Source organism: Cupriavidus sp. 207A1 (assembly GCF_057798955.1).
The window spans coordinates 42,772-65,599 of sequence record NZ_JBYOJO010000016.1 but is presented as its reverse complement, the minus strand read 5'-3'; the positions used below and the strand labels follow the sequence as shown (position 1 = coordinate 65,599).

General features: G+C 68.6%; 17 protein-coding genes, 1 tRNA gene and 2 riboswitches. Of the genes, 12 read left to right on the top strand and 6 right to left on the bottom strand.

Features of this window, described 5'->3' with window-relative positions; genetic code table 11:
* The first annotated feature begins 208 nt into the window (after nucleotides 1-208).
* Complete coding sequence (locus AC3FMM_RS25310; RefSeq protein WP_488687637.1) at nucleotides 209-1,957, top strand: diguanylate cyclase; 1,749 nt, start codon at nucleotides 209-211, stop codon at nucleotides 1,955-1,957.
* 52 nt (nucleotides 1,958-2,009) lie between these two features.
* On the opposite strand, the gene AC3FMM_RS25305 is transcribed toward AC3FMM_RS25310, so the two are convergent.
* Nucleotides 2,010-2,085, bottom strand: a tRNA-Arg gene (locus AC3FMM_RS25305).
* 464 nt (nucleotides 2,086-2,549) lie between these two features.
* On the opposite strand from AC3FMM_RS25305, the gene AC3FMM_RS25300 reads away from it, so the two are divergent.
* Complete coding sequence (locus tag AC3FMM_RS25300; protein ID WP_115711303.1) at nucleotides 2,550-3,443, top strand: c-type cytochrome; 894 nt, start codon at nucleotides 2,550-2,552, stop codon at nucleotides 3,441-3,443.
* A 76-nt stretch (nucleotides 3,444-3,519) separates the two neighbouring features.
* On the opposite strand, the gene hemN is transcribed toward AC3FMM_RS25300, so the two are convergent.
* Nucleotides 3,520-4,977 carry an oxygen-independent coproporphyrinogen III oxidase gene (hemN, locus tag AC3FMM_RS25295; RefSeq protein WP_488687636.1) on the bottom strand — a complete coding sequence of 486 codons (1,458 nt, stop codon included), beginning with the start codon at nucleotides 4,975-4,977 and terminating at the stop codon, nucleotides 3,520-3,522.
* A gap of 211 nt (nucleotides 4,978-5,188) precedes the next feature.
* On the opposite strand from hemN, the gene AC3FMM_RS25290 reads away from it, so the two are divergent.
* A complete protein-coding gene (locus tag AC3FMM_RS25290) occupies nucleotides 5,189-6,316 on the top strand; it encodes an ABC transporter substrate-binding protein (protein ID WP_488687635.1) in 1,128 nt (375 codons plus the stop codon).
* A gap of 24 nt (nucleotides 6,317-6,340) precedes the next feature.
* Here the strand turns inward: AC3FMM_RS25290 and AC3FMM_RS25285 are convergent, their stop codons facing one another.
* Nucleotides 6,341-8,437, bottom strand: a complete 2,097-nt coding sequence (locus tag AC3FMM_RS25285; RefSeq protein ID WP_326348017.1) for a UvrD-helicase domain-containing protein — start codon at nucleotides 8,435-8,437, stop codon at nucleotides 6,341-6,343.
* A 270-nt stretch (nucleotides 8,438-8,707) separates the two neighbouring features.
* On the opposite strand from AC3FMM_RS25285, the gene AC3FMM_RS25280 reads away from it, so the two are divergent.
* From AC3FMM_RS25280 to AC3FMM_RS25240, 9 genes are all read left to right on the top strand, one after another.
* The gene (locus AC3FMM_RS25280; protein ID WP_012354259.1) at nucleotides 8,708-8,935 is read left to right on the top strand and encodes a YMGG-like glycine zipper-containing protein; all 228 of its coding nucleotides are present in this window, start codon (nucleotides 8,708-8,710) and stop codon (nucleotides 8,933-8,935) included.
* Nucleotides 8,936-9,010: 75 nt separating this feature from the next.
* Nucleotides 9,011-9,098: riboswitch (glycine riboswitch) on the top strand.
* A 21-nt stretch (nucleotides 9,099-9,119) separates the two neighbouring features.
* A riboswitch (glycine riboswitch) is annotated at nucleotides 9,120-9,244 on the top strand.
* Nucleotides 9,245-9,339: 95 nt separating this feature from the next.
* Nucleotides 9,340-10,467, top strand: a complete 1,128-nt coding sequence (gene gcvT, locus AC3FMM_RS25275) for a glycine cleavage system aminomethyltransferase GcvT (RefSeq protein ID WP_488687634.1) — start codon at nucleotides 9,340-9,342, stop codon at nucleotides 10,465-10,467.
* Between the two features lie 100 nt (nucleotides 10,468-10,567).
* Complete coding sequence (gene gcvH / locus AC3FMM_RS25270; RefSeq protein ID WP_018006183.1) at nucleotides 10,568-10,948, top strand: glycine cleavage system protein GcvH; 381 nt, start codon at nucleotides 10,568-10,570, stop codon at nucleotides 10,946-10,948.
* A 97-nt stretch (nucleotides 10,949-11,045) separates the two neighbouring features.
* Nucleotides 11,046-13,976, top strand: coding sequence for an aminomethyl-transferring glycine dehydrogenase (gene gcvP, locus AC3FMM_RS25265; protein ID WP_473703974.1), 2,931 nt, complete (start codon nucleotides 11,046-11,048; stop codon nucleotides 13,974-13,976).
* A gap of 151 nt (nucleotides 13,977-14,127) precedes the next feature.
* On the top strand, nucleotides 14,128-15,504 hold the full coding sequence (locus AC3FMM_RS25260) for an L-serine ammonia-lyase (protein ID WP_115711314.1): 1,377 nt from the start codon (nucleotides 14,128-14,130) through the stop codon (nucleotides 15,502-15,504).
* 55 nt (nucleotides 15,505-15,559) lie between these two features.
* Nucleotides 15,560-16,297 carry an MBL fold metallo-hydrolase gene (locus AC3FMM_RS25255; RefSeq protein WP_116311897.1) on the top strand — a complete coding sequence of 246 codons (738 nt, stop codon included), beginning with the start codon at nucleotides 15,560-15,562 and terminating at the stop codon, nucleotides 16,295-16,297.
* A gap of 29 nt (nucleotides 16,298-16,326) precedes the next feature.
* Nucleotides 16,327-16,800, top strand: a complete 474-nt coding sequence (locus AC3FMM_RS25250; RefSeq protein WP_115711318.1) for an OsmC family protein — start codon at nucleotides 16,327-16,329, stop codon at nucleotides 16,798-16,800.
* Between the two features lie 19 nt (nucleotides 16,801-16,819).
* Nucleotides 16,820-17,677, top strand: coding sequence for an alpha/beta hydrolase (locus tag AC3FMM_RS25245; protein ID WP_116311898.1), 858 nt, complete (start codon nucleotides 16,820-16,822; stop codon nucleotides 17,675-17,677).
* Between the two features lie 142 nt (nucleotides 17,678-17,819).
* The gene (locus AC3FMM_RS25240; RefSeq protein WP_115678914.1) at nucleotides 17,820-18,311 is read left to right on the top strand and encodes a glycine zipper family protein; all 492 of its coding nucleotides are present in this window, start codon (nucleotides 17,820-17,822) and stop codon (nucleotides 18,309-18,311) included.
* A gap of 30 nt (nucleotides 18,312-18,341) precedes the next feature.
* Here the strand turns inward: AC3FMM_RS25240 and AC3FMM_RS25235 are convergent, their stop codons facing one another.
* The 3 genes from AC3FMM_RS25235 to AC3FMM_RS25225 form a co-directional block, all read right to left on the bottom strand.
* On the bottom strand, nucleotides 18,342-19,457 hold the full coding sequence (locus AC3FMM_RS25235) for a YbdK family carboxylate-amine ligase (RefSeq protein WP_115678915.1): 1,116 nt from the start codon (nucleotides 19,455-19,457) through the stop codon (nucleotides 18,342-18,344).
* A complete protein-coding gene (locus tag AC3FMM_RS25230; protein WP_115711322.1) occupies nucleotides 19,457-20,683 on the bottom strand; it encodes a cation:proton antiporter in 1,227 nt (408 codons plus the stop codon). The genes AC3FMM_RS25235 and AC3FMM_RS25230 overlap by 1 nt, the downstream gene beginning before the upstream one ends.
* Before the next feature lie 166 nt (nucleotides 20,684-20,849).
* A complete protein-coding gene (locus AC3FMM_RS25225; protein WP_488687633.1) occupies nucleotides 20,850-22,820 on the bottom strand; it encodes a tetratricopeptide repeat protein in 1,971 nt (656 codons plus the stop codon).
* Between the last annotated feature and the right edge of the window lie 8 nt (nucleotides 22,821-22,828).

The following is a 22,828-nucleotide window of genomic DNA, read 5'->3' as shown; positions in this document are numbered from 1 at the left end:
CCGGGTCGAGATCCATGCCGGCGGTGGCGATATCCATGCCTCCACAGCCCGCATCATTCCAAATCCGGCAATGACATATCGACCTCCTTTGCCTTTTATTCCGGATGGCACATGATGAGCTCAGTTCGCTGAAGTCCGTGCGCGCGCGAAGCCGAGCGCGATTGCTGTACCCTGCGTGCACGGATTCAGGAACCCCCTGGAGTTACCCATGCGCCCCCGCCTTTCCGCACTGCTCGACCGGCTCTGGGAACAGGCAGTGCGCACGCCGCAACGCTTCGTGGTGTTGTCTTTTGCCGCCGCTTGCGCGCTGCTGCTGATCATTTCCGCGCACGGCCTGGTGGTACTGCGTGACCATGAAGTGCAGACGCTGCAGCAAACCCAGCAACTGCAAGTGGCCGGCATCAGCTCGGTGCTGAACGTTGAGTCCGAGCGGCTGCGCGGCGTGCGCAATTTCGCCCAGCACCTGATCCGCCTGCAGATGGGTCCCCACGCGGTCGAAGCCGATCCGCCGCTGCAAGCCGTCTACGCGCACCGCAACGACGACCTGTGGCAGCTGCCGGCGCCGGAAGGCGATGCGGTGCTGCTCGGCGCCGGCCCGCGCATGCTGGAAGGCCTGGATGGCTTTTCCCGCCGCGACGAAGACCTGCTGCCCGGCCTGTACGTGGCGCGCGGCCTCAGCCACCTGCTGAGCGCCGAGCCGGTCAACCCGCTGGTCACGCGCAAACTGATGTACGTGTCCACCAACGGCTTCTTTGTCACCTATCCGCCGGTGCCGCCAGCCCGCACCGCCGCCGTCTTGCGGCGCGTCAACGATGCAGGCCTCATGCGCGAGCACCTGCCGCGCAACAACCCCGATCGGACCCTGCACTGGCAGATGGTGCCGGTCGGCGGTGACAGTGGCATGTACCTGACGCTGAGCCTGCCGGTCTATCTCCACGCGCAGTTCCGCGGCGTGGCGATTTCCGCCATTTCGCAGCGCAGCCTGGACGACTACCTGACCAGCACCACGCGCAAGGGCGTGCACAGCTTCCTGATCGATATCGACGGGCACCTGATCGGCGCCAGCACGCGCGAAGTCAAGGGCGTCGAAAAGATTGACTCGGTGGTGCCGCCCGCCGGGCGCGAAGCCACGCCCCGGGAAATGTTCAGCCGCGGTGCCGGCACGATACACCTGCCCGACGGCAGCCGCCTGATGTTCGAGCGCATCGGCGGCAGCAACCTGATGCTGGTCGATTACTTCTCCGCCACCGACCTGCTGCTGCGCACCGCCTCGCACCTGAGCGCGGTGCTGGCGGCCAGCGCGCTGTCGTTGGCCCTGCTGCTGTGGGTCACGCTGCAGGGTTTCCGCAAGCTGTTTTCACACTACCTCGCCCGCGGCGAAGCACTGCGCGAACTGGCCGAGACCGACCCGCTGACCGGGCTGTCCAACCGTCGCATGTTCGAGGCGCGTTTTGCCATCGAGCACAACCACAGCCTGCGCGAGAAGACGCCGATGTCGATGATGATGGTCGATATCGACCGCTTCAAACGCATCAACGACAACTGGGGCCACGCCAGCGGCGACCGCGTGCTGAAAAAACTGGCCGACGTGGTGCGCGCGACCGTGCGGTCCATCGACGTGCCGGCGCGCATCGGCGGCGAAGAATTCGCCGTGCTGCTGCCGCGTACCAGCATCGCGGAAGCGACAGAGGCGGCCGAGCGGCTGCGCCAGGTCCTGGGCCAGGTAGTCTGCGAGCCGGCAGCCGACGCGACCGACAAGGGGGAGATCCGCTTCACGGTTTCGATCGGCGTATCGGACCTGGGCGCCGACGGCACCGACAGCCTCGACACCATGCTGATGGTGGCGGACCGTCGTCTCTATGCTGCCAAGAACGCCGGGCGCAACCGGGTCGTCAGCGACGACCCGGTGACAGAGCCGATGGACGACGGCACCCCCGCTCCTGCGCGCACGGCGTGAGCGTAGGTTGGAAAGCGAATCTGATCGCGTAAAGCGGGAATCCGGATGGGATTGGCGCGCCCGGCTGGGATCGAACCAGCAACCCCTGCCTTCGGAGGGCAGTACTCTATCCATTGAGCTACGGGCGCACAGGACGGTTTTGCAACCGGTTTTGCGGGTACAGCGGCTGCGGCGGGCGAATGCCGCCGCTGGAAAGTCGCATAGGATACCGCTTTTGCCCGGCGCCGTCCATGCGGGGCCGATACTGGCGCCGGGGAACGTCTCGCAACCGCCGCTTTTTGGCACTGGCAGGGGGGCTTTGGCGCTATAATCGCCAGCTATTTGCGTCAAATCGTGCCCGTCGCGCCGTCGGCGCAACGAGTCGACCGGGGTCAAATCCGGGCGGCTGGTTGTCGGCGACAATCGGGCCCCGGTCCGGGAGACAGGCCGAGGTACGCAAATGGCAACAGACCCAAGTCAGGCAAGGGCCGCAGGGGAGCGCGGGCGGTCCGGATGGGGCCGGATAGTGGTCAGCGAAGGGCCACACCAGGGCCAGAAAAAGCAAGCCGAGCGTAAGCGGCCAGAAGGTTTCCTGCAAAACTGAGAGTTCTGTATGAGCGACGTCCACAACGAACACCCCGAGCACGAGTCTCCCATCAAAACCCCGAAGCAGTTGATCGCAGTCGTGATCGCGGCGTTCCTGGTGCCGATCATCGTGATCATCCTGCTGGTCAACTTCGTCGGACACGGCTCGACCGAAAGCGCCGGTGCGAGCACCGCCGCCGAAGCCGTCAACGATCGCATCAAGCCGGTCGCCTCGCTCGAAATCAAGGATCCCAACGCGCCGCGCGTGTTCAAGACCGGCGAACAGGTCTACAAGGAAATCTGCGCCGCCTGCCACGCCACCGGCGCGGCGGGTGCGCCCAAGCACGGTACCGCCGGCGACTGGACCGCGCGCATCGGCCAGGGCTTCGACGGCCTGATGAAGTCGGTGCTCAACGGCAAGGGCGCGATGCCACCGCGCGCCGGCAGCACGCCTGACGACTACACCGATTACGAACTGGCCCGCGCCGTGGTCTACCTGGCCGACGCCGGCGGCGCCAAGTTCCCCGAGCCGCCGGCCCCGGCCGCTGCCGCGCCTGCAACGGCCGCAGCCCCTGAAGCGGCCGCCCCGGCTGCCGCTGCAGCGCCGGCCCCCGCTGCGGCTCCGGCAGCCGCTGCCGCACCCGCACCTGCCGCCGCCGCTGCCGCGCCGGCAGCTGCCTCGGCCGAAGTGGGCAAGAAGGTCTACGAGCAGGTCTGTGCCGCCTGCCATGCCGCCGGCGTGGCCGGTGCGCCCAAGTTCGGCGACAAGGCCGCCTGGGCCCCGCGCCTGAAGGAAGGCATGGATGCGGTCCACAACTTTGCGCTCAAGGGCAAGGGCGTGATGCCGCCCAAGGGCGGCTATGCCGGCCCGGATGCCGATGTGATCGCCGCGTCGGACTACATGGCCAACGCCGCCAAGTAAGCCGGCGCCGACGCCAACAAAAAACCCGCGCCTTGCGCGGGTTTTTTTTCGTCCGGCCCGGGGCCGCTCTTGCGCGCTACACCACGCGCGAGTAACGCGGCACGATACGGATCGGCTGGGTGCCGTCGTTGGCGGCGCGCGCGCCGCTGTCGACCGGCCGGGCGGCATCGTCGCGCAGGTAGCGGTCGAACACCATCGCCACGCGGCGCACCAGCAGCCGGCCCAGCGGCGTCACGGTGATGCGGCCGGGCTCGTGGCACACCAGTCCGTCGGTGGCCAGGCGCTCCAGCTCGGCCAGTTCCGCGGCAAAGGCCTCGTTGAAATCGATGCCATGGCGCGCCTCGATGGCAGGGAGATCGAGCACGCCACTGCACATCAGGTCGCCAATCAGCTCGCGCCGCAGGTGGTCATCGGCCGTCATCGCCACGCCCCTGGCCAGCGGCAGGCGGCCCTGGTCCAGCGCCCCGTAGTAGTCGTCGAGCGTGCGCGCGTTCTGCACGTAGCGCCCCGCGATCGCGCCGATCGCCGAGATGCCGAGCCCGACCTGGTCATAGCCGGCGTGCGTCGAATAGCCCTGGAAGTTGCGCTGCAGCCGGCCCTCGCGCTGGGCCACGGCGAGGTCGTCGTCGGGCAGCGCGAAGTGGTCCATGCCGATATAGACATAACCCTCGGCGGTCAGCCGCTCGATGGTCGAGACCAGGATGTCAAGCTTCTCGCCGGCTTGTGGCAACGCCTGTTCGTCGATGCGGCGCTGCGGCTTGAACACGTGCGGCAGGTGGGCGTAGCTGTAGACCGAAAGCCGGTCCGGGCGCAGCGCCAGCACCTGGTCGATGGTGCGGCCGAAGCGCGCCGCGGTCTGGTGCGGCAGCCCGTAGATCAGGTCCAGGCTGACCGAGCGGAAGCCCAGCGCGCGCGCGGCATCGACCACGGCGCGGGTCTCCTCGAACGGCTGGATGCGGTGGATGGCCTGCTGCACCTCGGGGTCGAAATCCTGCACGCCCAGGCTGACGCGGTTGAAGCCCAGCTCGGCCAGCAGCGCCATGCGGTCATGGTCGACACGGCGCGGATCGATCTCGATCGAGTGCTCGCCGTCGGCCGCCAGCGCGAAATGCGTGTTCAGCAGCGCCATCACGCGACGCATTTCTTCCGGGTTCAGGAAGGTCGGCGTGCCGCCGCCCCAATGCGACTGGATCACCTGCCGGCGCTCGCCCAGCCGCCCGGCCACCAGCGCCATTTCGCGGCCCAGGTAGCTGACGTAGCGCGCGCTGCGGCCGTGGTCGCGCGTGATGATCTTGTTGCAGCCGCAGTAGTAGCAGATGTTCTCGCAGAACGGGATATGCAGGTACAGCGACAGCGGCGCCGGCGCATCGGCGCGGCAGGCGGCCAGCGCGTCGTGGTACAGCGACGGGTCGGGGCCGTTGTGGAAGCGGTCGGCGGTCGGGTACGAGGTATAGCGCGGGCCGTTGCCGTCGATGCGCCCGGCCAGCGCGCGGAAGTCGGAGAGCGCGCGGCGGTCGAGCGCGGGGAAAGTCATGGCTGACGGGTTCATGGGGGCGCGGGGGAATGGGTATGCGACACGTCATCGTAGGACCGGCCCGGCGCCCGTAGCTTGACCGCCGTCAAATGCGCGCCTGAGCCGAGCGGCGCCGCTGCCGCTGGGCTGCACGCGTACGTCACATTGGTGTCATGGGTGCCGGGTACGCTGCGCGCCACCGCGCCCACGCGCGATCCGCCAGGTTCCAGCCATGTCACGTTCCCGCCGCTCCCCCACGCCCGTGCCGTACCCACCGCTGCGCGACCACCCGCCGGCAGACGCCGGCCGGCGCCGGCTGCTTGCCGCGACCGGCATGGCGCTGGCCCTGCCCGCGTTCTCTGCCCGGACACAGGCGCCGCGCACGGTGGTGGTGGGGCACCTGGTCGACCGCAACGGCGCCCAGTCCGACCTGGCGCGCGACTACCTGGCCGGGGCCAAGGTAATGTTCGACGCCGTCAACGCCACCGGCGGTCCTGTACGGATCCAGCACGTGGTGCGCGATGCGGACCCGGATCCGCGCCGCGCGCTGGCGCAGGCGGTGTCGCTGGCCGACACGGAACATGCGGGGCTGCTGTTCGGTCCCGGCGACCGGCTGCTGCCCGCGCTCGCGTCATCGACCGAACTGGCGCGGCGCGGCATGCAGATCATTGCGCCGCTGTCGGGGCTGGCGTTGGCCGCCGACAATGTCTGGTTCACGCGGGCCGACTACCAGGCGGAACTGGACGCGGCCGCGCAACAGTTGCGCGGCTACGGGCTGACGCACATCGCGCTGGCCGTGGCGCCGGATTTCGCGGTGTCGTCCCTGGCCCGGCTGGAGGCGCAGACCGGCACCCGCGCGGTGCTGCTGGAAGGCAGCGGCGACGCCGCGGCACGGCGCATTGCGGCAACACGCCCGGGCGCGGTGATCGTCGCCGGCGACACGCTGGCCTATGCCGAACTGGGCCGGGCGCTGGCGGCGCAGGGGTGGTACGGCTTCCTGGTGGGCCTGTCCGCGGTCAGCGCCAATGCCGCGCGCGAGATCCTGGGCCGCGGCTACGCCGGCGGGATGGTGCTGACCCAGGTCGCGCCGGGGCCGCAGCAGGCCACGTTGCGGGTGGTGAAGGAGCACGTGGCGCGCATGAAGCAGTACCTGGACGAGCCGCCGTCGCCGGCGACGCTGGCCGGCTATATCGGTGCCGCCTGGCTCGCACGTTCGCTGCAGGGTGTGCGCTCCGGCGGCACGGCGGAGTTGCGGCGGGCGCTGCAGGGGCGCGTCGATGTCGGCGACTTCACGCTGGACTTCACGCGCGGGCAGCGCGGCTCGCAGTACGTCACGCTGGCGGTGTCGGGCGCGCGGTAGAAGCTGCGCGGGCGCCGTGACCGCTCAGCCGGCGACCGCCTTGCCCCCATTGCCCAGCAGCGCCTTGAGCGCGCCGAGCCGGTCCTTGGGGCTCATCGCCGGGGTGTCGTCCTTGGGCGCCGGCGCTTCTTCCAGCTTCATCTCGCCGATAAAGCGCGACGGCTGGCACGAATAGGTCTCGCGCGCACGCTTGCGCTTCTTGCACCAGCTGATCTGCAGGCTGCGCTGCGCGCGCGTGATGCCGACATACATCAGCCGGCGCTCTTCCTCGATCTTCTCGTCGGTCATGTCGTCGTCTTCGCGGCAGTGGGGCAGGATGCCCTCTTCCACGCCGACCAGGAACACATGCGGATATTCCAGCCCCTTGGAGGCGTGCAGCGTCGACAGCCGCACCGCGTCGGGATCTTCCTCGCGCCCTTCGAGCATGCTCATCAGCGCCACGGTCTGCGTCAGCTCAAGCAGGTTCTTGCCTTCGCTGCCGAAGCCGTCGGCGTTGTCGTAGCCAGTGGCTTCCTCGCCCTCGACCGCTTCCGGCTTGGTGCCCTTGCGCTTGAGCCATTCGAGGAACTCCAGCGTGTTGGTCCAGCGCGACTGCGCCTGCCGCTCGTCGAAGCTGTCGTACAGGTAAGCCTCGTAGTGGATGCCGGCCATCAGGTCGTCGAGCACTTCAGTAGCCGGGTCCTTCGCCGCGCGGTCGGCCAGCCGCACCATCGATTCGCAGAACACGCGCAGCGGCTCCAGCTGGCGCGGCTGCAGCTTGCCCTCGATGCCGCCCATCATCGCCGCCTCGAACAACGACACCTTGGCCTGCCCGGCAAACGTGCCCAGCACTTCGAGCGTAGTGTTGCCGACGCCGCGGCGCGGCGTGGTGATGGCGCGGATAAAGGCGGGATCGTCGTCGGGATTGGCGATCAGGCGCAGGTAGGCGCAGATGTCCTTGATCTCGGCCTTGTCGAAGAAGCTCTGGCCACCCGACAGCACATAGGGAATGCGCTCGCGCCGCAGGATCTGCTCGAACAGCCGCGCCTGGTGGTTGCCACGGTAAAGGATGGCGTAGTCGCGGAACTGCGCGCGGCGCTCGAACTTGTGCGCCGACAGGCGGAACACCACCGACTCGGCCTCGTGCTCCTCGTCGTTCATCGGGTGGATGGCGATGGGATCGCCCATGCCGTGCTCGCTCCACAGCTTCTTGTCGAACAGCTTGGGATTGTTGGCGATGACCGCGTTGGCCGCTTCCAGGATGCGCACGGTGGAGCGGTAGTTCTGCTCCAGCTTGATCACCTTCAGGTTGGGGAAGTCGGTCTGCAGGCCCCGCAGGTTATCCAGCGTGGCGCCGCGCCAGCCGTAGATGGCCTGGTCGTCGTCGCCCACCGCGGTGAAGGCCGGCGCGCGCAGGTGCGAGCCACCCGCCAGCAGCTTGAGCAGCTGGTACTGGCAGGCGTTGGTGTCCTGGTACTCGTCGACCAGGAAGTAGCGCAGCCGGTTCTGCCACTTCAGCTGTACCGCCTCGTTGCGCGCGAACAGTTCGGCCGGCAGGCGGATCAGGTCGTCGAAATCCACCGCCTGGTAGGCGTTCAGCGTGGCGACGTAGTTGCGGTAGACCAGCGCGGCCTGGTGCTCGTCGGCATTGGCAGCCTGCGCGATCGCGGCCTCGGGGTCGACCATGCCGTTCTTCCACAGCGAGATCGTGCTCTGCACGCCGCGGATCAGCTTCTTGTCGGTGGTGCCCAGTTGCTCCTGGATCAGGCCGAAGCAGTCGTCCGAATCCATGATCGAGAACTGCGGCTTCAGGCCCACGTGCTCGGCTTCCATGCGCAGGATCTGCACGCCCAGCGAGTGGAAGGTGCAGACCGTCAGCTGCTTGAGCGGAATGCGCTTGCCCTCGCGCGTGGTCTTGCCCTCCATCAGCTTGGCGATGCGCTCCTGCATCTCCTTGGCCGCCTTGTTGGTAAATGTGACGGCGGCGATATGGCGCGGCTCGAAGCCCTTGTCCTCGATCAGATGCGCGATCTTCTGCGTGATCACCCGGGTCTTGCCGGAGCCCGCGCCGGCCAGCACCAGGCAAGGCCCGTCCAGGTAGCGGACGGCTTCGGATTGGGCGGGGTTCAGGCCATGGGTCATGCGGGCAGGTGTCGGGGGCGGCAGCGGAATCGCGGGAAAGAGCGGATTTGCCGGCATCCCGTCACCCGGGCCTGCGGCAAAGCTGCCGATGTTAACACGCTCGCCGCGGCGGGTCAGTCAGCGCAAGCCGCGAGGGTGGGCCAGGCCGTGTCACTGGCGTAACACTTCGTAAAGACCGGAGCCAATGACATAACGCGACACTCTAATCAGTGTGTCCCCCGGTCCGCCGGATCGCTCGGGCATGCACGAATCATCACATCGGAGCCAACAATGAAAACCCTGCAAACTTTGACCAAGGTGACCCTGATCGGCATGACGGTCGCGGCTTTTGCCGGTTGCGCGGACATGACCCCGAAACAACGTAACACCGCCATCGGCGCCGGTGCCGGCGCGGTCGGCGGCGCCGTCCTGACCGACGGCAGCGCGCTGGGTACGCTGGGCGGCGCGGCCGTGGGCGGCGTCATCGGCAACGTTGTCACCGACGACAAGAAGAAGTAAGCAGCCCCGGCGCGCAGCGGCGGGTACGGGCCCTTGCCGTGGTTTGACAAAGGCCGGGGCCTCCCGTACATTGCGCGCATCCAACCGGGAGAGCGCGCATCGCCTGCGCCGCCGAAGGGGTATCACCCGAAAACTCTCAGGCACCACGGACCGGTCGGATCGGCATGCAACATGCACACGATGCATGCCGCACTCTGGAGAGCGGCACCCGTCATTCGTGGCGAGCGTGCCCACCGAAGGGGCGCGCGAGGATTGGGTCCACGGGATCCGCCTCGTAATCTCTCAGGTATCGAGGACAGAGGGGTCATCCGCCGCAGCGGATTGCTCGCCATATTGGCGTAGCGATCGTTGCGGCGGATGGCCCTTTTTTGTTTTCGCCAACCGAGACTGCCCCCGAGGATTCCATGACGCTCCAGGCCACGCCCCTCAACGCTATCCACCGCGCCCTCGGCGCCCGCATGGTCGACTTCGGCGGCTGGGACATGCCGGTCAACTACGGCTCGCAGATCGAGGAGCACCATGCCGTGCGCAACGATGCCGGCATGTTCGACGTCTCGCACATGTGCGTGGTCGATCTCGCCGGCGCCAATACCCGCAGCTTCCTGCGCGGCCTGCTGGCCAACAACGTCGACAAGCTGCAGTCCCCCGGCAAGGCGCTCTATTCCTGCATGCTGGACGAGAACGGCGGCGTCATCGACGACCTGATCGTCTATTTCTTCGCCGAGGACCGTTTCCGCCTGGTGGTCAACGCCGGCACCGCGGTCGGCGATATCGACTGGATCCGCGCCCGCAACGACGCCACCGGCAGCGGCGTGACCATCACCCCGCGCCGCACGGACGTCGCGCCCGAGGGCGTGCAGCCGCTGGCGATCGTCGCGGTGCAGGGACCCAACGCCCGCGCCAAGGTGTGGAGCACCTTCCCGTCGACCCAGCCTTCCGACGCACTCAAGCCGTTCAATGCCGTGGTCGTGCAGGATCCCGCCCTCGGCGAAGTGATGGTGGCGCGCACCGGCTACACCGGCGTGGACGGCTTCGAGCTGGTGGTGCCGGCCGCAAGCGTCGCCGGCCTGTGGGAAAAACTGAATGCCGCGGGCGTGCGCCCGGCCGGCCTGGGCACACGCGACACGCTGCGCCTGGAAGCCGGCATGAATTTGTACGGCCAGGACATGGACATCAAGGTCTCGCCGCTGGACGCGGGCCTGGCGTGGACCGTCGACCTGCAGAGCGAGCGCGATTTCACCGGCAAGGCGGCACTGACCGCGGCGGGTTCGCGCCAGCAGTTCCTCGGCCTGATCCTGCGGGACAAGGGCGGCGTGCTGCGCGCCCACCAGAAAGTCATCACCCCCGCCGGTGACGGTGAAATCACCAGCGGCACCTTCAGCCCCTCGCTGTCGCAATCGATCGCCTTCGCGCGACTACCGCAGGGCGTGAACGTGGGCGACACCGTGCAGGTGGAGATCCGCGACCGCAAACTCAACGCGACTGTGGTTAAACTGCCGTTTGTGCGTCATGGCAAGGCACTCGTGAGCTAAGGGGACAGCCCCGCTCACCCAACGGTCGCCCTCGCCTGCCGGCAGCGTTGCCGGGCAGGCATCACCCAACAAGAAACAGATCTGAATCCGGAGAACCTTCATGAATTTCCCCGCTGACCTCAAGTACACCGAGTCGCATGAGTGGGTGCGCGTCGAAGCCGACGGCACGCTCACCATCGGCATTACCGACCACGCACAGGACGCGCTGGGCGACATCGTCTTCCTGGAGCTGCCCGAAGTGGGCAAGTCGGTCGGTGCCGGCGACGCGCTGGCCGTGGTCGAGTCGGTGAAGGCCGCTTCCGACATCTACGCGCCCGTGGCCGGCGAAGTGATCGCCGTCAACGAGGCCGCCACCGCGGCGCCGGAAAGCGTCAACGCCAACGCCTTCGACGCGTGGCTGTTCAAGCTCAAGCCGGCCAATGGCGACGACGTCAACGGCCTGATGTCGGCCGACGCCTACAAGGCCAGCGTCGGCGCCTGATCGCCCGCCGGTCCCCCTCCGGGACCGGCACACCGCATTCGCGGCGCCGCGGCACGGCTGACCACCTGCCGCCGCGCCCTCCACGAGGTTCTTGCCCATGAACGCCCCGCTGCCCATGAACGCCGCCCAAGCAAACCGGCCCACGCTGGCCGAACTGGAGGCGCGCGACGCCTTCGCCGCCCGCCATATCGGCCCCGATAGCCCCGAACAGCACCACATGCTGAAGGTGCTCGGCTACGAGAGCCGCGCCGCGCTGATCGACGCCGTCATCCCCGCCGCCATCCGCCGACGCGACGGCATGCCGATGGGCGAGTTCACCGAGCCGCTGAGCGAAGAGGCCGCGCTGGCGAAGCTGCGCGCGCTGGCGGGCAAGAACAAGGTGCTGAAGAGCTTCATCGGCCAGGGCTACTTCAACACCATCACACCCGGCGTCATCCTGCGCAATATCTTCGAAAACCCCGCCTGGTACACCGCCTACACGCCCTACCAGCCGGAAATCTCGCAAGGCCGCCTGGAAGCGATGCTGAACTTCCAGCAGATGGTGACCGACCTGACCGGGCTGGACATCGCCAACGCGTCGATGCTGGACGAAGGCACCGCCGCCGCCGAAGCGATGACGCTGCTGCAGCGCGTGAACAAGCACGACTCCAATATCTTCTTCGTCGCCGACGACGTGCTGCCGCAGACGCTGGAAGTGGTACGCACGCGCGCGCTGCCGCTGGGCATCGAAGTCAAGGTCGGCCCCGCCGCCGACGCCGCTGCCGCGAGCGCGTTCGGCGTGCTGCTGCAGTACCCGGGCGTGAACGGCGACATCAATGACTATCGCGCCATCGCCGACGCGGTGCACGCCGCCGGCGGCCTGGTGGTGGCCGCCGCCGATCTGCTGGCGCTGACGCTGATTGCCGCGCCGGGCGAATGGGGTGCCGACGTGGCCGTGGGCAACTCGCAGCGCTTCGGCGTGCCGCTGGGCTTTGGCGGCCCGCACGCCGGCTACATGGCGGTGAAGGATGCGTTCAAGCGCTCGATGCCGGGCCGCCTGGTGGGCGTGACCGTCGACGCGCAGGGCAACAAGGCGTATCGCCTGGCGCTGCAGACGCGCGAGCAGCATATCCGCCGCGAGAAGGCCACCTCCAACATCTGTACCGCGCAGGTGCTGCTGGCGGTGATGGCATCGATGTACGCCGTGTATCACGGCCCGCAGGGCCTGAAGCGCATCGCGCAGCGCGTGCATCGCCTGGCCGCGACGCTTGCCGCCGGCCTGGAGCAGCTTGGCTTTGTCCGCACCAACGCGACCTTCTTCGACACGCTGACGCTGGAAACCGGCTTCAACACCGAGGCGATCCATGCCGCCGCCACCGCGCGCGGCATCAACCTGCGCCATGCCGGCGCCACGCGCGTCGGTATCTCGCTGGACGAGACCGCCACGCGCGACGACGTGGTGGCGCTGTGGGAAATCTTCACGCAGGGCAAGCCGCTGCCGGCGGGCCTCGATTTCGACAAGCTCGAAGCCGCCACCCATGACGCCTTCCCGGCCGAACTGGCGCGCGCCAGCGAGTACCTGACCCACCCGGTGTTCAACACGCACCACGCCGAGCACGAGATGCTGCGCTACCTGCGCATGCTTGCCGACAAGGACCTGGCGCTGGACCGCACCATGATCCCGCTGGGCTCGTGCACGATGAAGCTGAACGCCACCAGCGAGATGATCCCGGTGACCTGGCCCGAGTTCAGCCAGATCCACCCGTTCGCGCCGCTGGACCAGACCGTGGGCTACCGCGAGATGATCGACCAGCTCGAGGCCATGCTATGCGCCGCCACCGGCTACGCCGCGGTCAGCCTGCAGCCCAACGCCGGCTCGCAAGGCGAGTACGCGGGCCTGCTGATCATCCATGCGTATCACGCCAGCCGCGGCGAAAGCCATCGCGACATCTGCCTGATCCCGTCGTCGGCGCACGGCACCAACCCGGCGTCGGCGCAGATGGCCGGCATGAAGGTGGTGGTGGTAGCCTGCGACGAGAACGGCAACGTCGACCTGGAAGACCTGGCGAAGAAGGCCGAGCAGCACAGCAAGAACCTGGCTGCGATCATGATCACCTACCCGTCCACGCACGGCGTGTTCGAGCAGGGCGTGCAGCAGATCTGCGAGATCGTGCACCAGCACGGCGGCCAGGTCTATGTCGACGGCGCCAACATGAACGCGATGGTCGGCACCGCCGCGCCGGGCCAGTTCGGCGGCGACGTGTCGCACCTGAACCTGCACAAAACTTTCTGCATCCCGCATGGCGGCGGTGGCCCGGGCGTTGGCCCGGTTGCGGTCGGCGCGCATCTGGCGGATTTCCTGCCCAACCAGGACAGCGTCGGCTACCGCCGCGACGACCGCGGCATCGGCGGCGTGTCGGCGGCACCGTTCGGCTCGGCCAGCATCCTGCCGATCTCGTGGATGTATATCGCGATGATGGGTTCGGCCGGCCTGACCGCCGCCACCGAGAACGCCATCCTGGCGGCTAACTACGTGGCCAAGCGCCTGGCACCCTACTACCCGGTGCTGTACACCGGCCAGCACGACCTGGTCGCGCACGAGTGCATCCTGGACGTGCGTCCGCTGCAGAAGGAAACCGGCATCAGCAACGAAGACGTGGCCAAGCGCCTGATGGACTACGGCTTCCACGCGCCGACCATGAGCTTCCCGGTGCCGGGCACGCTGATGATCGAGCCGACCGAATCCGAAGCGCTGCATGAGCTGGACCGCTTCATCGACGCGATGATCGCGATCCGCCAGGAAATCGGCCGCGTCGCCGACGGTACGTTCGACCGCGAGGACAACCCGCTCAAGCACGCGCCGCACACTGCCGCGGTGGTGACCGCCAACGAGTGGACCCACAAGTACACGCGCGAGGAAGCCGCCTATCCGGTGGCGTCGCTGCGCACGCAGAAGTACTGGCCGCCGGTCGGCCGTGCCGACAACGTGTATGGCGACCGCAACCTGTTCTGCAGCTGCGTGCCGGTCAGCGACTACGTGGTCGACTGACGCACCCCCGGGCCGTGCCATCGCCTCGGCGGTGGCACGGCCGTCGCACTATGCTCAAGATGAAGGGCCCGCCGGCGGCGGTGTCCGTTGCCGTACTTCGACCGCCTGAAAAAGAGCCTCTGCAAGACCATCCCGTTGCTGGAGACATTCCGTGGCAGTCAGCGTCTTCGATCTGTTCAAGGTGGGCATCGGCCCGTCGAGCTCGCATACCGTGGGCCCGATGCGCGCGGCCCTGATGTTCGCGCAGGGGCTTGAGCGCGACGGCCTGCTGCCGCAGGTGGCCAGCGTGCGGGTCGAGCTGTACGGCTCGCTCGGCGCCACCGGCAAGGGGCACGGCACCGACAAGGGCGTGATCCTCGGCCTGATGGGCGAGTCGCCCGACACCATCGATCCCGATTCCATCGACACCCGACTCGCCGCGTTGCGCAAGTCGCGCGAGCTGTCGCTGCTGGGCCGCCATATCGTGCCCTTTGTCGAGAAGGAGCACATCGCGTTCTACCGCCGCGAGGCCCTGGCCGAGCATCCCAACGGCATGAAGTTCCATGCCTTCGACAGCGGCGGCGCGAGCCTGCGCGAAGCGCGCTACCTGTCGGTGGGCGGCGGCTTCGTGGTCACCGCGGGTGCGCCCAACACCCAGGTGCTCAACGCCGCGCAGCAGCTGCCGCACCCGTTCCGCAGCGGCAAGGACATGCTGCAGATGGCGCGGGACAGCGGCAAGAGCATTGCGCGGCTGATGCTGGAAAACGAACTGACTTGGCGCAGCGAGCAGGAAGTCGTCGACGGCCTGCTGCATATCTGGGACGTGATGCAGGCCTGCGTCGCGCGCGGCTGCCGCACCGATGGCGAACTGCCGGGGCCGTTCAAGGTCAAGCGGCGCGCGCCCGAGTTGTTCCGCAGCCTGACCGAGCGCGCCGAACGCACGCTGTCGGATCCGCTCTCGGTGATGGACTGGGTCAACCTGTACGCCATCGCGGTCAATGAAGAAAACGCGGCGGGCGGTCGCGTGGTGACCGCGCCGACCAACGGCGCGGCCGGCATCATTCCTGCCGTGCTGCACTACTACGACCGCTTCGTGCCGGGCGCGAACCAGCAGGGCGTGGTCGACTTCCTGCTGACTGCGGGCGCGATCGGTCTGCTGTACAAGCTCAACGCATCGATCTCCGGTGCCGAAGTCGGCTGCCAGGGCGAGGTCGGCGTGGCCTGCTCGATGGCGGCCGGCGCGCTTGCCGCGGTACTCGGCGGCAGCCCGGCGCAGGTGGAGAACGCGGCCGAGATCGGCATGGAGCACAACCTCGGCCTGACCTGCGACCCGGTCGGCGGGCTGGTGCAGATTCCGTGCATCGAGCGCAATGCGATGGCGTCGGTCAAGGCGGTCAACGCGGCGCGCATGGCGCTGCGCGGCGACGGCACGCACTATGTATCGCTCGATTCGGTGATCAAGACCATGCGCGAGACCGGCGCCGACATGAAGACGAAATACAAGGAGACGGCGCGCGGCGGGCTGGCGGTGAATATCGTGGAGTGCTAGCGCCGGTGCGGCGTATCATGGCGGCGTTCCCCGGCCAAACAACAAGAGGACGGCCATGCAGACCTTCCACCAGCTGTTCGACGAGACCTCGTCCACCTTCACCTACCTGCTGATCGACGCCGCTACCGGGGACGCGCTGCTGATCGATCCGGTCGACCACCAGTTCGAGCGCGACCTGAAGCTGCTGCAGGAAACCGGCGCGCGCCTGGCTTGGGTGATCGAGACCCACGCCCATGCCGACCACATCACCTCGGCCGGCCACCTGGCCCTGCAGACCGGCGCGCATACCGCGGCGCCGTCCGGCTGCGACATCAAGCCCGCGCACAAGCAGCTGATCGACGGCGACACCGTCGCCTTCGGCAAGCAGGTGCTGCGCGCCATCCATACGCCCGGGCACACCGCCGGCAGCATGAGCTACCTGTGGGAAGAGGCCGGCGCCGACGGCATCGTGCGCCGCATCTTCACCGGCGACGCGCTGCTGATCGACGGCTGCGGCCGCACCGATTTCCAGTCCGGCGACGCCGGCACGCTGTACGACAGCCTGACCCGCAAGCTGTTCGCGCTGCCCGACGACACGCTGGTCTATCCGGCCCACGACTACAAGGGCCGCACCGTGTCCACCATCGGCCATGAACGCGCGCACAACAGCCGCGTCGCCGGCCGCACGCGCGAGCAGTTCATCGAGATGATGCGCAACCTGAACCTGCCGCGCCCCAGGCTGATCGATGTCGCGGTGCCGGCCAACCAGCGCCTGGGCCTGCGCGACGGCGAAAGCGTGCCGCACGGCGCCTGAATTCCCTCCCCAACCTCAGGAGTCCCTGCATGTCCACCTATACCGCTGAAGTCCTGTGGCAACGCGACGGACAGGATTTCGCCGGCAACCGCTACAGCCGCCGGCACGTGCTGCGCTTCGACGGCGGCGCCGAAGTCCCGGGCTCGTCGTCGCCGCATGTGGTGCCGCTGCCGATGTCCGACGCCAGCGCGGTCGACCCGGAAGAGATGTTCATCGCCTCGCTGTCGAGCTGCCACATGCTGTGGTTCCTGTCGCTCGCAGCCAGGCAGCGCCTGGTGGTCGACCGCTACCTGGACGCGGCCACCGGTGTGATGGAAAAGAACGCCGACGGACGCATGGCGATGACCGTGGTGACGCTGCGCCCGCAAGTCACGTTTGGCGGCGAGGCCGAGCCCACGCGCGACCAGCTCGACGCCCTGCACCACGCCGCGCACGAGGCCTGCTTTATCGCCAACTCGGTCAGGACCGAGGTGCGCTGCGAGCCGGTGTACGCCGGCGCCTGACCGCCCCAGGCACACGGCCATGCCTGCCAGCGTGCTGCCCGGCGCAACCGCACCGTCGGCGCTGCCACGGACGGCGCGGGCGCGCCTGTGGCGCTGGCTGGCCGCGGCGCTGGCGGGGCTAGGCGCGATCGCCATGCTGCAGGATCACTTCCTTTATTTCCCCGAACGCGCTTCGGTCGACGACATGGTTTCGCCCGGGCTGCGCGCGTGGCCGGGTCCGGACGACTTCCGCGGACTGGTGGCCGAGCCGCGCGGGCCGGTGCGCGCCACCGCGATGGTGTTCCACGGCAACGCCGGACATGCCGGGCATCGCGACTACTACGCCAGCGCGCTGGCGCCGCTGGGCGTGCGCGTGATCCTGGCCGAGTACCCGGGATACGGGCCGCGCCCGGGCACCCTGGGCGAACGCAGCTTCGTCGCCGACGCGGAACAGTCGATTGCGCTGGCGCGGCGCCAGTTCGACGGCCCTCTGCTGCTGATCGGCGAATCGCTGGGAGCTGGCGTAGCGGCGGCGGCGGCCGCGCGCCAGCGCGACAGCGTTGCCGGCGTGCTGCTGATCACGCCGTGGGACAAGCTGGCGCACCTGGCCTCGCATCACTATCCCTGGCTGCCGGCCAGCTGGGTGCTGCGCGACCGCTACGACAGCGTCGCCAGCCTGGCCGGCTTTGGCCGCCCGGTGATGGTGGCGGTGGCGCAACGCGACACCATCGTGCCGGCGCGTTTCGGCGAGGCGCTCTATGCGTCGCTGGGCGAACCCCGGCGGCTGGCGGTGATCGACGGCGCCGGCCACAACGACTGGACCGGGCATGTCGACCTGGCCTGGTGGCAGCAGGCCACCGCGTTCCTGCTGGCGCCGCCACCCACCACAAACAAATAACATCGCGCCGCCAAAACACTGATTTGACTTAGCCCTGCTGGCCGCAAATACTGGCCTTCAGAGAACACGGAACGGCTTGCCGCGCGCGCACCGGGCGGCGCGTGCAGCATTGCGTGGCCGACAACTGCGGGGGAACACGATCATGAAGCAACGCCAGCATCGCAAGCCGTATCTCGCCCTCGGCGCGCTGGCCGCGGCCCTCGCGCTGGCGCCGTTCCAGGCCACGGCGCAGAGCAAGCCCGTCGCCTATCCGGCCAAGGGCCAGAGCCAGCAGCAGCAGGCCAGCGACGACGGCGCGTGCTACAGCTGGGCCAAGCAGCAGACCGGCGTTGATCCTGCCCAGGCCGCCAACGCGCCGCCGCCGGCCCAGGCGCAAAGCGGCCAGCGCGTGCGGGGTGCGGCAGGCGGCGCTGCTGCCGGGGCCGTGGCTGGCGCGATTGCGGGCGACGCCGGCAAGGGTGCGGCAATCGGCGCTGCAACGGGTACGGTCGCCGGCGGCATGGCGCACCGCCAGTCACGCCGCCAGGCGAATGCCGCCAACCAGCAGGCGGCGGCCAATACCAGCCAGGCGATGGGCTCGTACTACCAGGCCTGGGGCGCCTGCATGCAGGGACGAGGCTACAGCGTCCAGTAAGGCAGCGGCGCGTTCAACGGGCGCGCCCACTCAGGCAGCCCACTGGTCACACGCCTTGCGCACCGTCTCGCGCTGGCTGCGCGCCTCCGCGTCGACCTGGCGCAGCCACTCGGCATCACCGTCGCGGCGCGCGGCCAGGGCGCGGATATTGGCCAGCGCCTCGAGCGAGCCGAGCGCCTCGGCATGCGGCACCAGCGCGTCGCAGATCGACAGGATATGGTCCGCGATCGGCATGCGGGTCAGTTCGTTGGGGTGCACGTATTCGCCTTCCAGCCCGAAGCGGCAGGCCTGGAAGCGGTTGAAGGTGTACACCAGGTAGTCGTCTTCCTGCGGCATGAACGGGCGCGACAGCAACAGGTAGCGCGCCAGCATCTGGATATAGGCGGCGATATCGCAGGCGCGCTGCACCGTCAGCGGCGTGTCCATCACGCGGACCTCGATGGTGCCGAATTCCGGCTTAGGCCGGATATCCCAGTAGAAGTCCTTCATGCTCTCGATCACGCCGGTATTGCGCATCTTCTCGAAGTACGCGGTGAAGGCATCCCACGTCAGCAGGAACGGCGCGCGCCCGCTCATCGGAAAGGCCGCGACCGAATTCAGCCGTGCCGAGGCAAAGCCGGTATCGACACCCTGCACATACGGCGACGACGCCGCCAGCGCGACGAAGTGCGGCACATAGCGGCCGATGGCGTGCAGCAGGAACAGCGATTCGTCGGCGCTGGGGCAGCCGATATGCACGTGCTGGCCGAACACGGTGAACTGCTTGGCCAGGTAGCCGTAGAGCTCGGAGATGTACTGGTAGCGCGGCGAATCGGAGATGGTGCGGTCGGACCATTGCTGGAACGGATGCGTGCCGCCGCCGGCAATGCCCAGGTTCAGCGAGTGCGACGCCGCCACCATCAGGTCGCGCATCACGGTCAGTTCTTCCAGCGCCTGCTGGTAGCTGTGGCAGATGCCCGTGCTGATCTCGATCATCGACGGGCTGATCTCGGGCTTGATGTCGCCGGCATGCTGGGCGCCCTTGAGCGCGCGCAGCAGGTCGGGCGCGAACGGCGCCAGGTCATAGTCGTGCCGGTTGACCAGTTGCAGCTCCAGCTCGACGCCGAACGTCAGCGCCTCGGATTGCTTGAACGGCTCGAGCGACATCAGCGCCCTCCTCCATTGGCCCGGATATCGACGCGGACTTCGCCTGCGTAGCGCAGCGCCCACGCCGCGATCACCGGGCCGAAAAGTTGTTCGATGGCCAGCGCGCACAGGATGATCGCCGCCAGCGGCTGCCCGGTGCCCGGGTAGAGGCGCGCGACGTCATGCATCAGCAGGTATGCCAGGCCCGACATCGGCGCCAGCGCCATTCCCAGCGCCATGCACTGGCGCAGGCTCAGTCCCGAGAACGACCCCAGCGACACCACGCCGGCGAGCTTGGCGACGTGGCGCAGCACCACCAGCGCGATGGCGTAGACGCCGCCCACGGCCCAGTCCTGCGCCGTCAGCGGCAGGCCCAGCGACACCACCATGACGATGATCAGCAGGCTGCCGGCGCTGCCGAAATGCGGCGGCCACACGTGCGGCTGGTTGTCCTGGTGCTTGAATACCACGCCGGCCAGCATCAGCGTCAGCGGCATCGACAATTTTAGTACCCGGGTCAGCGCCAGCGTGAACAGCACCAGGCCCACCAGCACCAGGAAGCTGTAGTGATCGTCGGCCGACATGCGGTCGTAGATGGCATGGCCGAGCTTTCCCACCACCCAGGCCAGCAGGCACGAACCCACCAGCAGGTACAGCGGATGCAGCAGCGCCGCGCCCAGGTTGCCGTATTCCGAATGCAGCCAGCCGGTGGCGACCTGCACGATGGCGGCGGCATAGATGCTGTTGAGCGCGGCCATGGCCAGCAGACGCTCGGTGACCTGCCCGTCGGCGCGCAGCTCGTTCTTGAGCTGCAGCACGATGGTGGGCGAGGTGCTGACCGCGATGCCCCCGGCAAGTATGGCCACGCCGGGCGAGGCGCCGATCCACTGCAGCACTGCCGCCACCAGGCCCCAGGTCAGCAGGCTTTCAAAGGCACTGGTCAGCAGCAGCCAGCGGTTGGCGCGCAGCCAGGTCAGCGAAAGCCGGTGGCCGAGTTCGAACAAGGCCAGTGCCAGCGCCATATCGATCAGGATACGGGTCTGGTTGATCATGTTCTCGTCGACGATGCTGCGGCCCAGCATGCCTGCGCACAACCCCGCCGCGGCATAGCCGACGATGCGCGGGCAGCGCAGCCAGCGCCGGCTCAGCTCGCCCGCCAGGCCAGCGCCGACCAGGGCCAGTCCGACCCAGAAGAGGCCGCCGGGCGCGAGCGGGAGGCTAGGAAAAAGTTGGCTCAGTCCATTCATGGCGACATGGTAATGTAAGCACTTCACAATCCATGTCAGTGATTGTCCGACACCGCACCAAACGCGCGTCTTATTTCGGTCATCTTCACGTAAAAAACGCCATCTACGGATGGCGTTTTTTACATACCTTACATCTTCAGCCGATTCGCGGGCCGCGAGAGACGTTTCAGACGCCCCACATCTTCCACACCGGGCGGGTGGCCTTCAACGCCGCCTCGACCTGGCCGTGCAGCGTGCGCGTTGTGCCCTGCGCCGCACCCCGGGCACGCGCCTGGTCGAAGTAGCCCAGCGCGGCTTCACGCTGGCCCTGTCCGAGTGCGGACTGCACCGCGCGCAGGTACACCTCGGCATCCCAGTCGTCACGCGCGGCGAAGGCCGCGACGAAGTCCGCCAGCGCGGCGTCGTGGCGGCCCGCGGCGTTGTGCACCAGGCCGCGCTGCACGCGCGGGCCGGCCTGGTCCTGCGGATCGCCCTCGGTCAGCGCCACCGCCTGCTCGAACAGCGGCAGCGCGCGCTCGGGCTCGCCCAGGTCGCGCCAGACCTGGCCGAAACGGTTGTACAGCCAGGCGTCTTCCACCAGCAGCGCGCGGCGCTGCTGCGCCTCGATCTCGGCCAGCGCGTCGGTGCGGTCGTGCTCGTCCATGCCGGCCATGCGGGCCTGCAGCAGCGCGGCATAGTAGGCACGCGCATGCGCCATCGGATGCGCGGCCTCGCTGCGGGCTTCAACCGGCAGCGCGTCCAGGCGCGCATCCATGTGCGCCATCGCGGCGCGCGCGGCCTCGGTCGGCTCGGCGCCGCCGAGCGCCTTCCAGGCGGCGATCATGCGGCTGAAGGCCCAGGTCACGTCGGCCGGGTTGCGCTCGAGCGGATAGCGGTTGAGCACCTCGCCCGCCAGTTCCGCCACCTTCTGGTGCTGGCCCGCGTCGGCGTGGCAATCGAGCAGGTCGATCCAGTGCTCGATGAACTCGCTCGCGGCCATGCCCTGGCGGTGCAGCGCGATGCGCTCGTCGGCATGCGCGGCGTCGGCCGGCAGGCTGCGCGCCAGCAGCCGGCACAGCAGCGAATAGAGATGGGGGTCGGCATTGCCGCCATGGCCGGCGGCGTCGCCCTGGCCCGTGGCAAAGTACTGGTCGAAGCGCGCCACGCCCGCGCGCCCGGCCTGCACCAGCAGCGGTCGCAGCGCGGCCTCGGCGGCGGGCACGTCGTCGATGAATTCGCCCAGCGCCATCGCGGCGCGGTAGTAGCCGGCGCCGTCGTCGGACTGGTCGGTCAGCGTGAAGCGCAGCCACGGCTCGGGTTCGGCGGAGGCGGAGGGAGTGCCGTCGCCGCGCTGCGCCAGCTGGTGGCGCCAGGCCAGCTCGCGTACCTGGCTCTGCGGGTCGGGCACCTGGCGCAGGTAGACGCCGAGGTCTTCGAGCGCGCCTTGCAGGTCACCGACGCCATGGCGCAGCGGCGCGCGCAGCCGGCGCGCCTCGGGGTGGTCGGCGTGCTCGGCCAGCACGCGCGCGGCCTGGTCGGCGGCGACGGCATCGCCGGCCGCGGCATCGAGCTCCAGCAGATGCGGGTTGTCCAGCGCGATCCGGCCCAGGCAGACGCGCATCAACGGCTCCGCCGGCACGCCGGCAGCCTCGGTGCGGGCGATGTAGTCCGTTACCAGCGGCGCGATATCGTCGGCACCCAGGTCGGGGTTGCGCACCATCAGGTCGTACCAGTAGCGCGCGGCGCCGGCCATGTCGCCCAGCCGCAGCGCCGCCAGGCCGGCGTGAAAATGCGCGGCCCATTCGCCGGTCAGCAGGCCGCTGCGCTGCGCGGCCTCGTGCAGCCAGGGGCGGGCCTCGGCATCGCGGCCCAGGCTCATCAGCATGGCGCCGTAGCGGTGCGCGATCACCCCGCGCGAGACCCAGCGGTGCGGCGGCTGCAGCGGCAGCGTGTCGAGCCGCGCCAGCGCCTCGTCCAGCACCGCCAGCGCGGCGCCGGCATCGCCGTTGTCAAAGTGCAGCCGCGCCCGCAGCGTGACGAAATCCACCACCTCGGGGCGCGCCAGCGACAGCTGGTCGGCGATCTGCAGCGCTTCGGCGAAGCGCCCCTGGTTGGCTAGCCCGATGGCGTGGTCGTAGCTGGCTTCCTGCTCGGACACGTACTGCT

Coding starts and splice junctions, on each gene's coding strand:
- gcvH (WP_018006183.1), top strand. CDS start 10,568: ATGAATTTCCCCGCTGACCTCAAGTACACCGAGTCGCATGAGTGGGTG.
- gcvT (WP_488687634.1), top strand. CDS start 9,340: ATGACGCTCCAGGCCACGCCCCTCAACGCTATCCACCGCGCCCTCGGC.
- AC3FMM_RS25300 (WP_115711303.1), top strand. CDS start 2,550: ATGAGCGACGTCCACAACGAACACCCCGAGCACGAGTCTCCCATCAAA.
- AC3FMM_RS25250 (WP_115711318.1), top strand. CDS start 16,327: ATGTCCACCTATACCGCTGAAGTCCTGTGGCAACGCGACGGACAGGAT.
- AC3FMM_RS25280 (WP_012354259.1), top strand. CDS start 8,708: ATGAAAACCCTGCAAACTTTGACCAAGGTGACCCTGATCGGCATGACG.
- AC3FMM_RS25255 (WP_116311897.1), top strand. CDS start 15,560: ATGCAGACCTTCCACCAGCTGTTCGACGAGACCTCGTCCACCTTCACC.
- AC3FMM_RS25235 (WP_115678915.1), bottom strand. CDS start 19,457: ATGTCGCTCGAGCCGTTCAAGCAATCCGAGGCGCTGACGTTCGGCGTC.
- AC3FMM_RS25240 (WP_115678914.1), top strand. CDS start 17,820: ATGAAGCAACGCCAGCATCGCAAGCCGTATCTCGCCCTCGGCGCGCTG.
- AC3FMM_RS25245 (WP_116311898.1), top strand. CDS start 16,820: ATGCCTGCCAGCGTGCTGCCCGGCGCAACCGCACCGTCGGCGCTGCCA.
- hemN (WP_488687636.1), bottom strand. CDS start 4,977: ATGACTTTCCCCGCGCTCGACCGCCGCGCGCTCTCCGACTTCCGCGCG.
- AC3FMM_RS25230 (WP_115711322.1), bottom strand. CDS start 20,683: ATGAATGGACTGAGCCAACTTTTTCCTAGCCTCCCGCTCGCGCCCGGC.
- AC3FMM_RS25290 (WP_488687635.1), top strand. CDS start 5,189: ATGTCACGTTCCCGCCGCTCCCCCACGCCCGTGCCGTACCCACCGCTG.
- gcvP (WP_473703974.1), top strand. CDS start 11,046: ATGAACGCCCCGCTGCCCATGAACGCCGCCCAAGCAAACCGGCCCACG.
- AC3FMM_RS25285 (WP_326348017.1), bottom strand. CDS start 8,437: ATGACCCATGGCCTGAACCCCGCCCAATCCGAAGCCGTCCGCTACCTG.
- AC3FMM_RS25310 (WP_488687637.1), top strand. CDS start 209: ATGCGCCCCCGCCTTTCCGCACTGCTCGACCGGCTCTGGGAACAGGCA.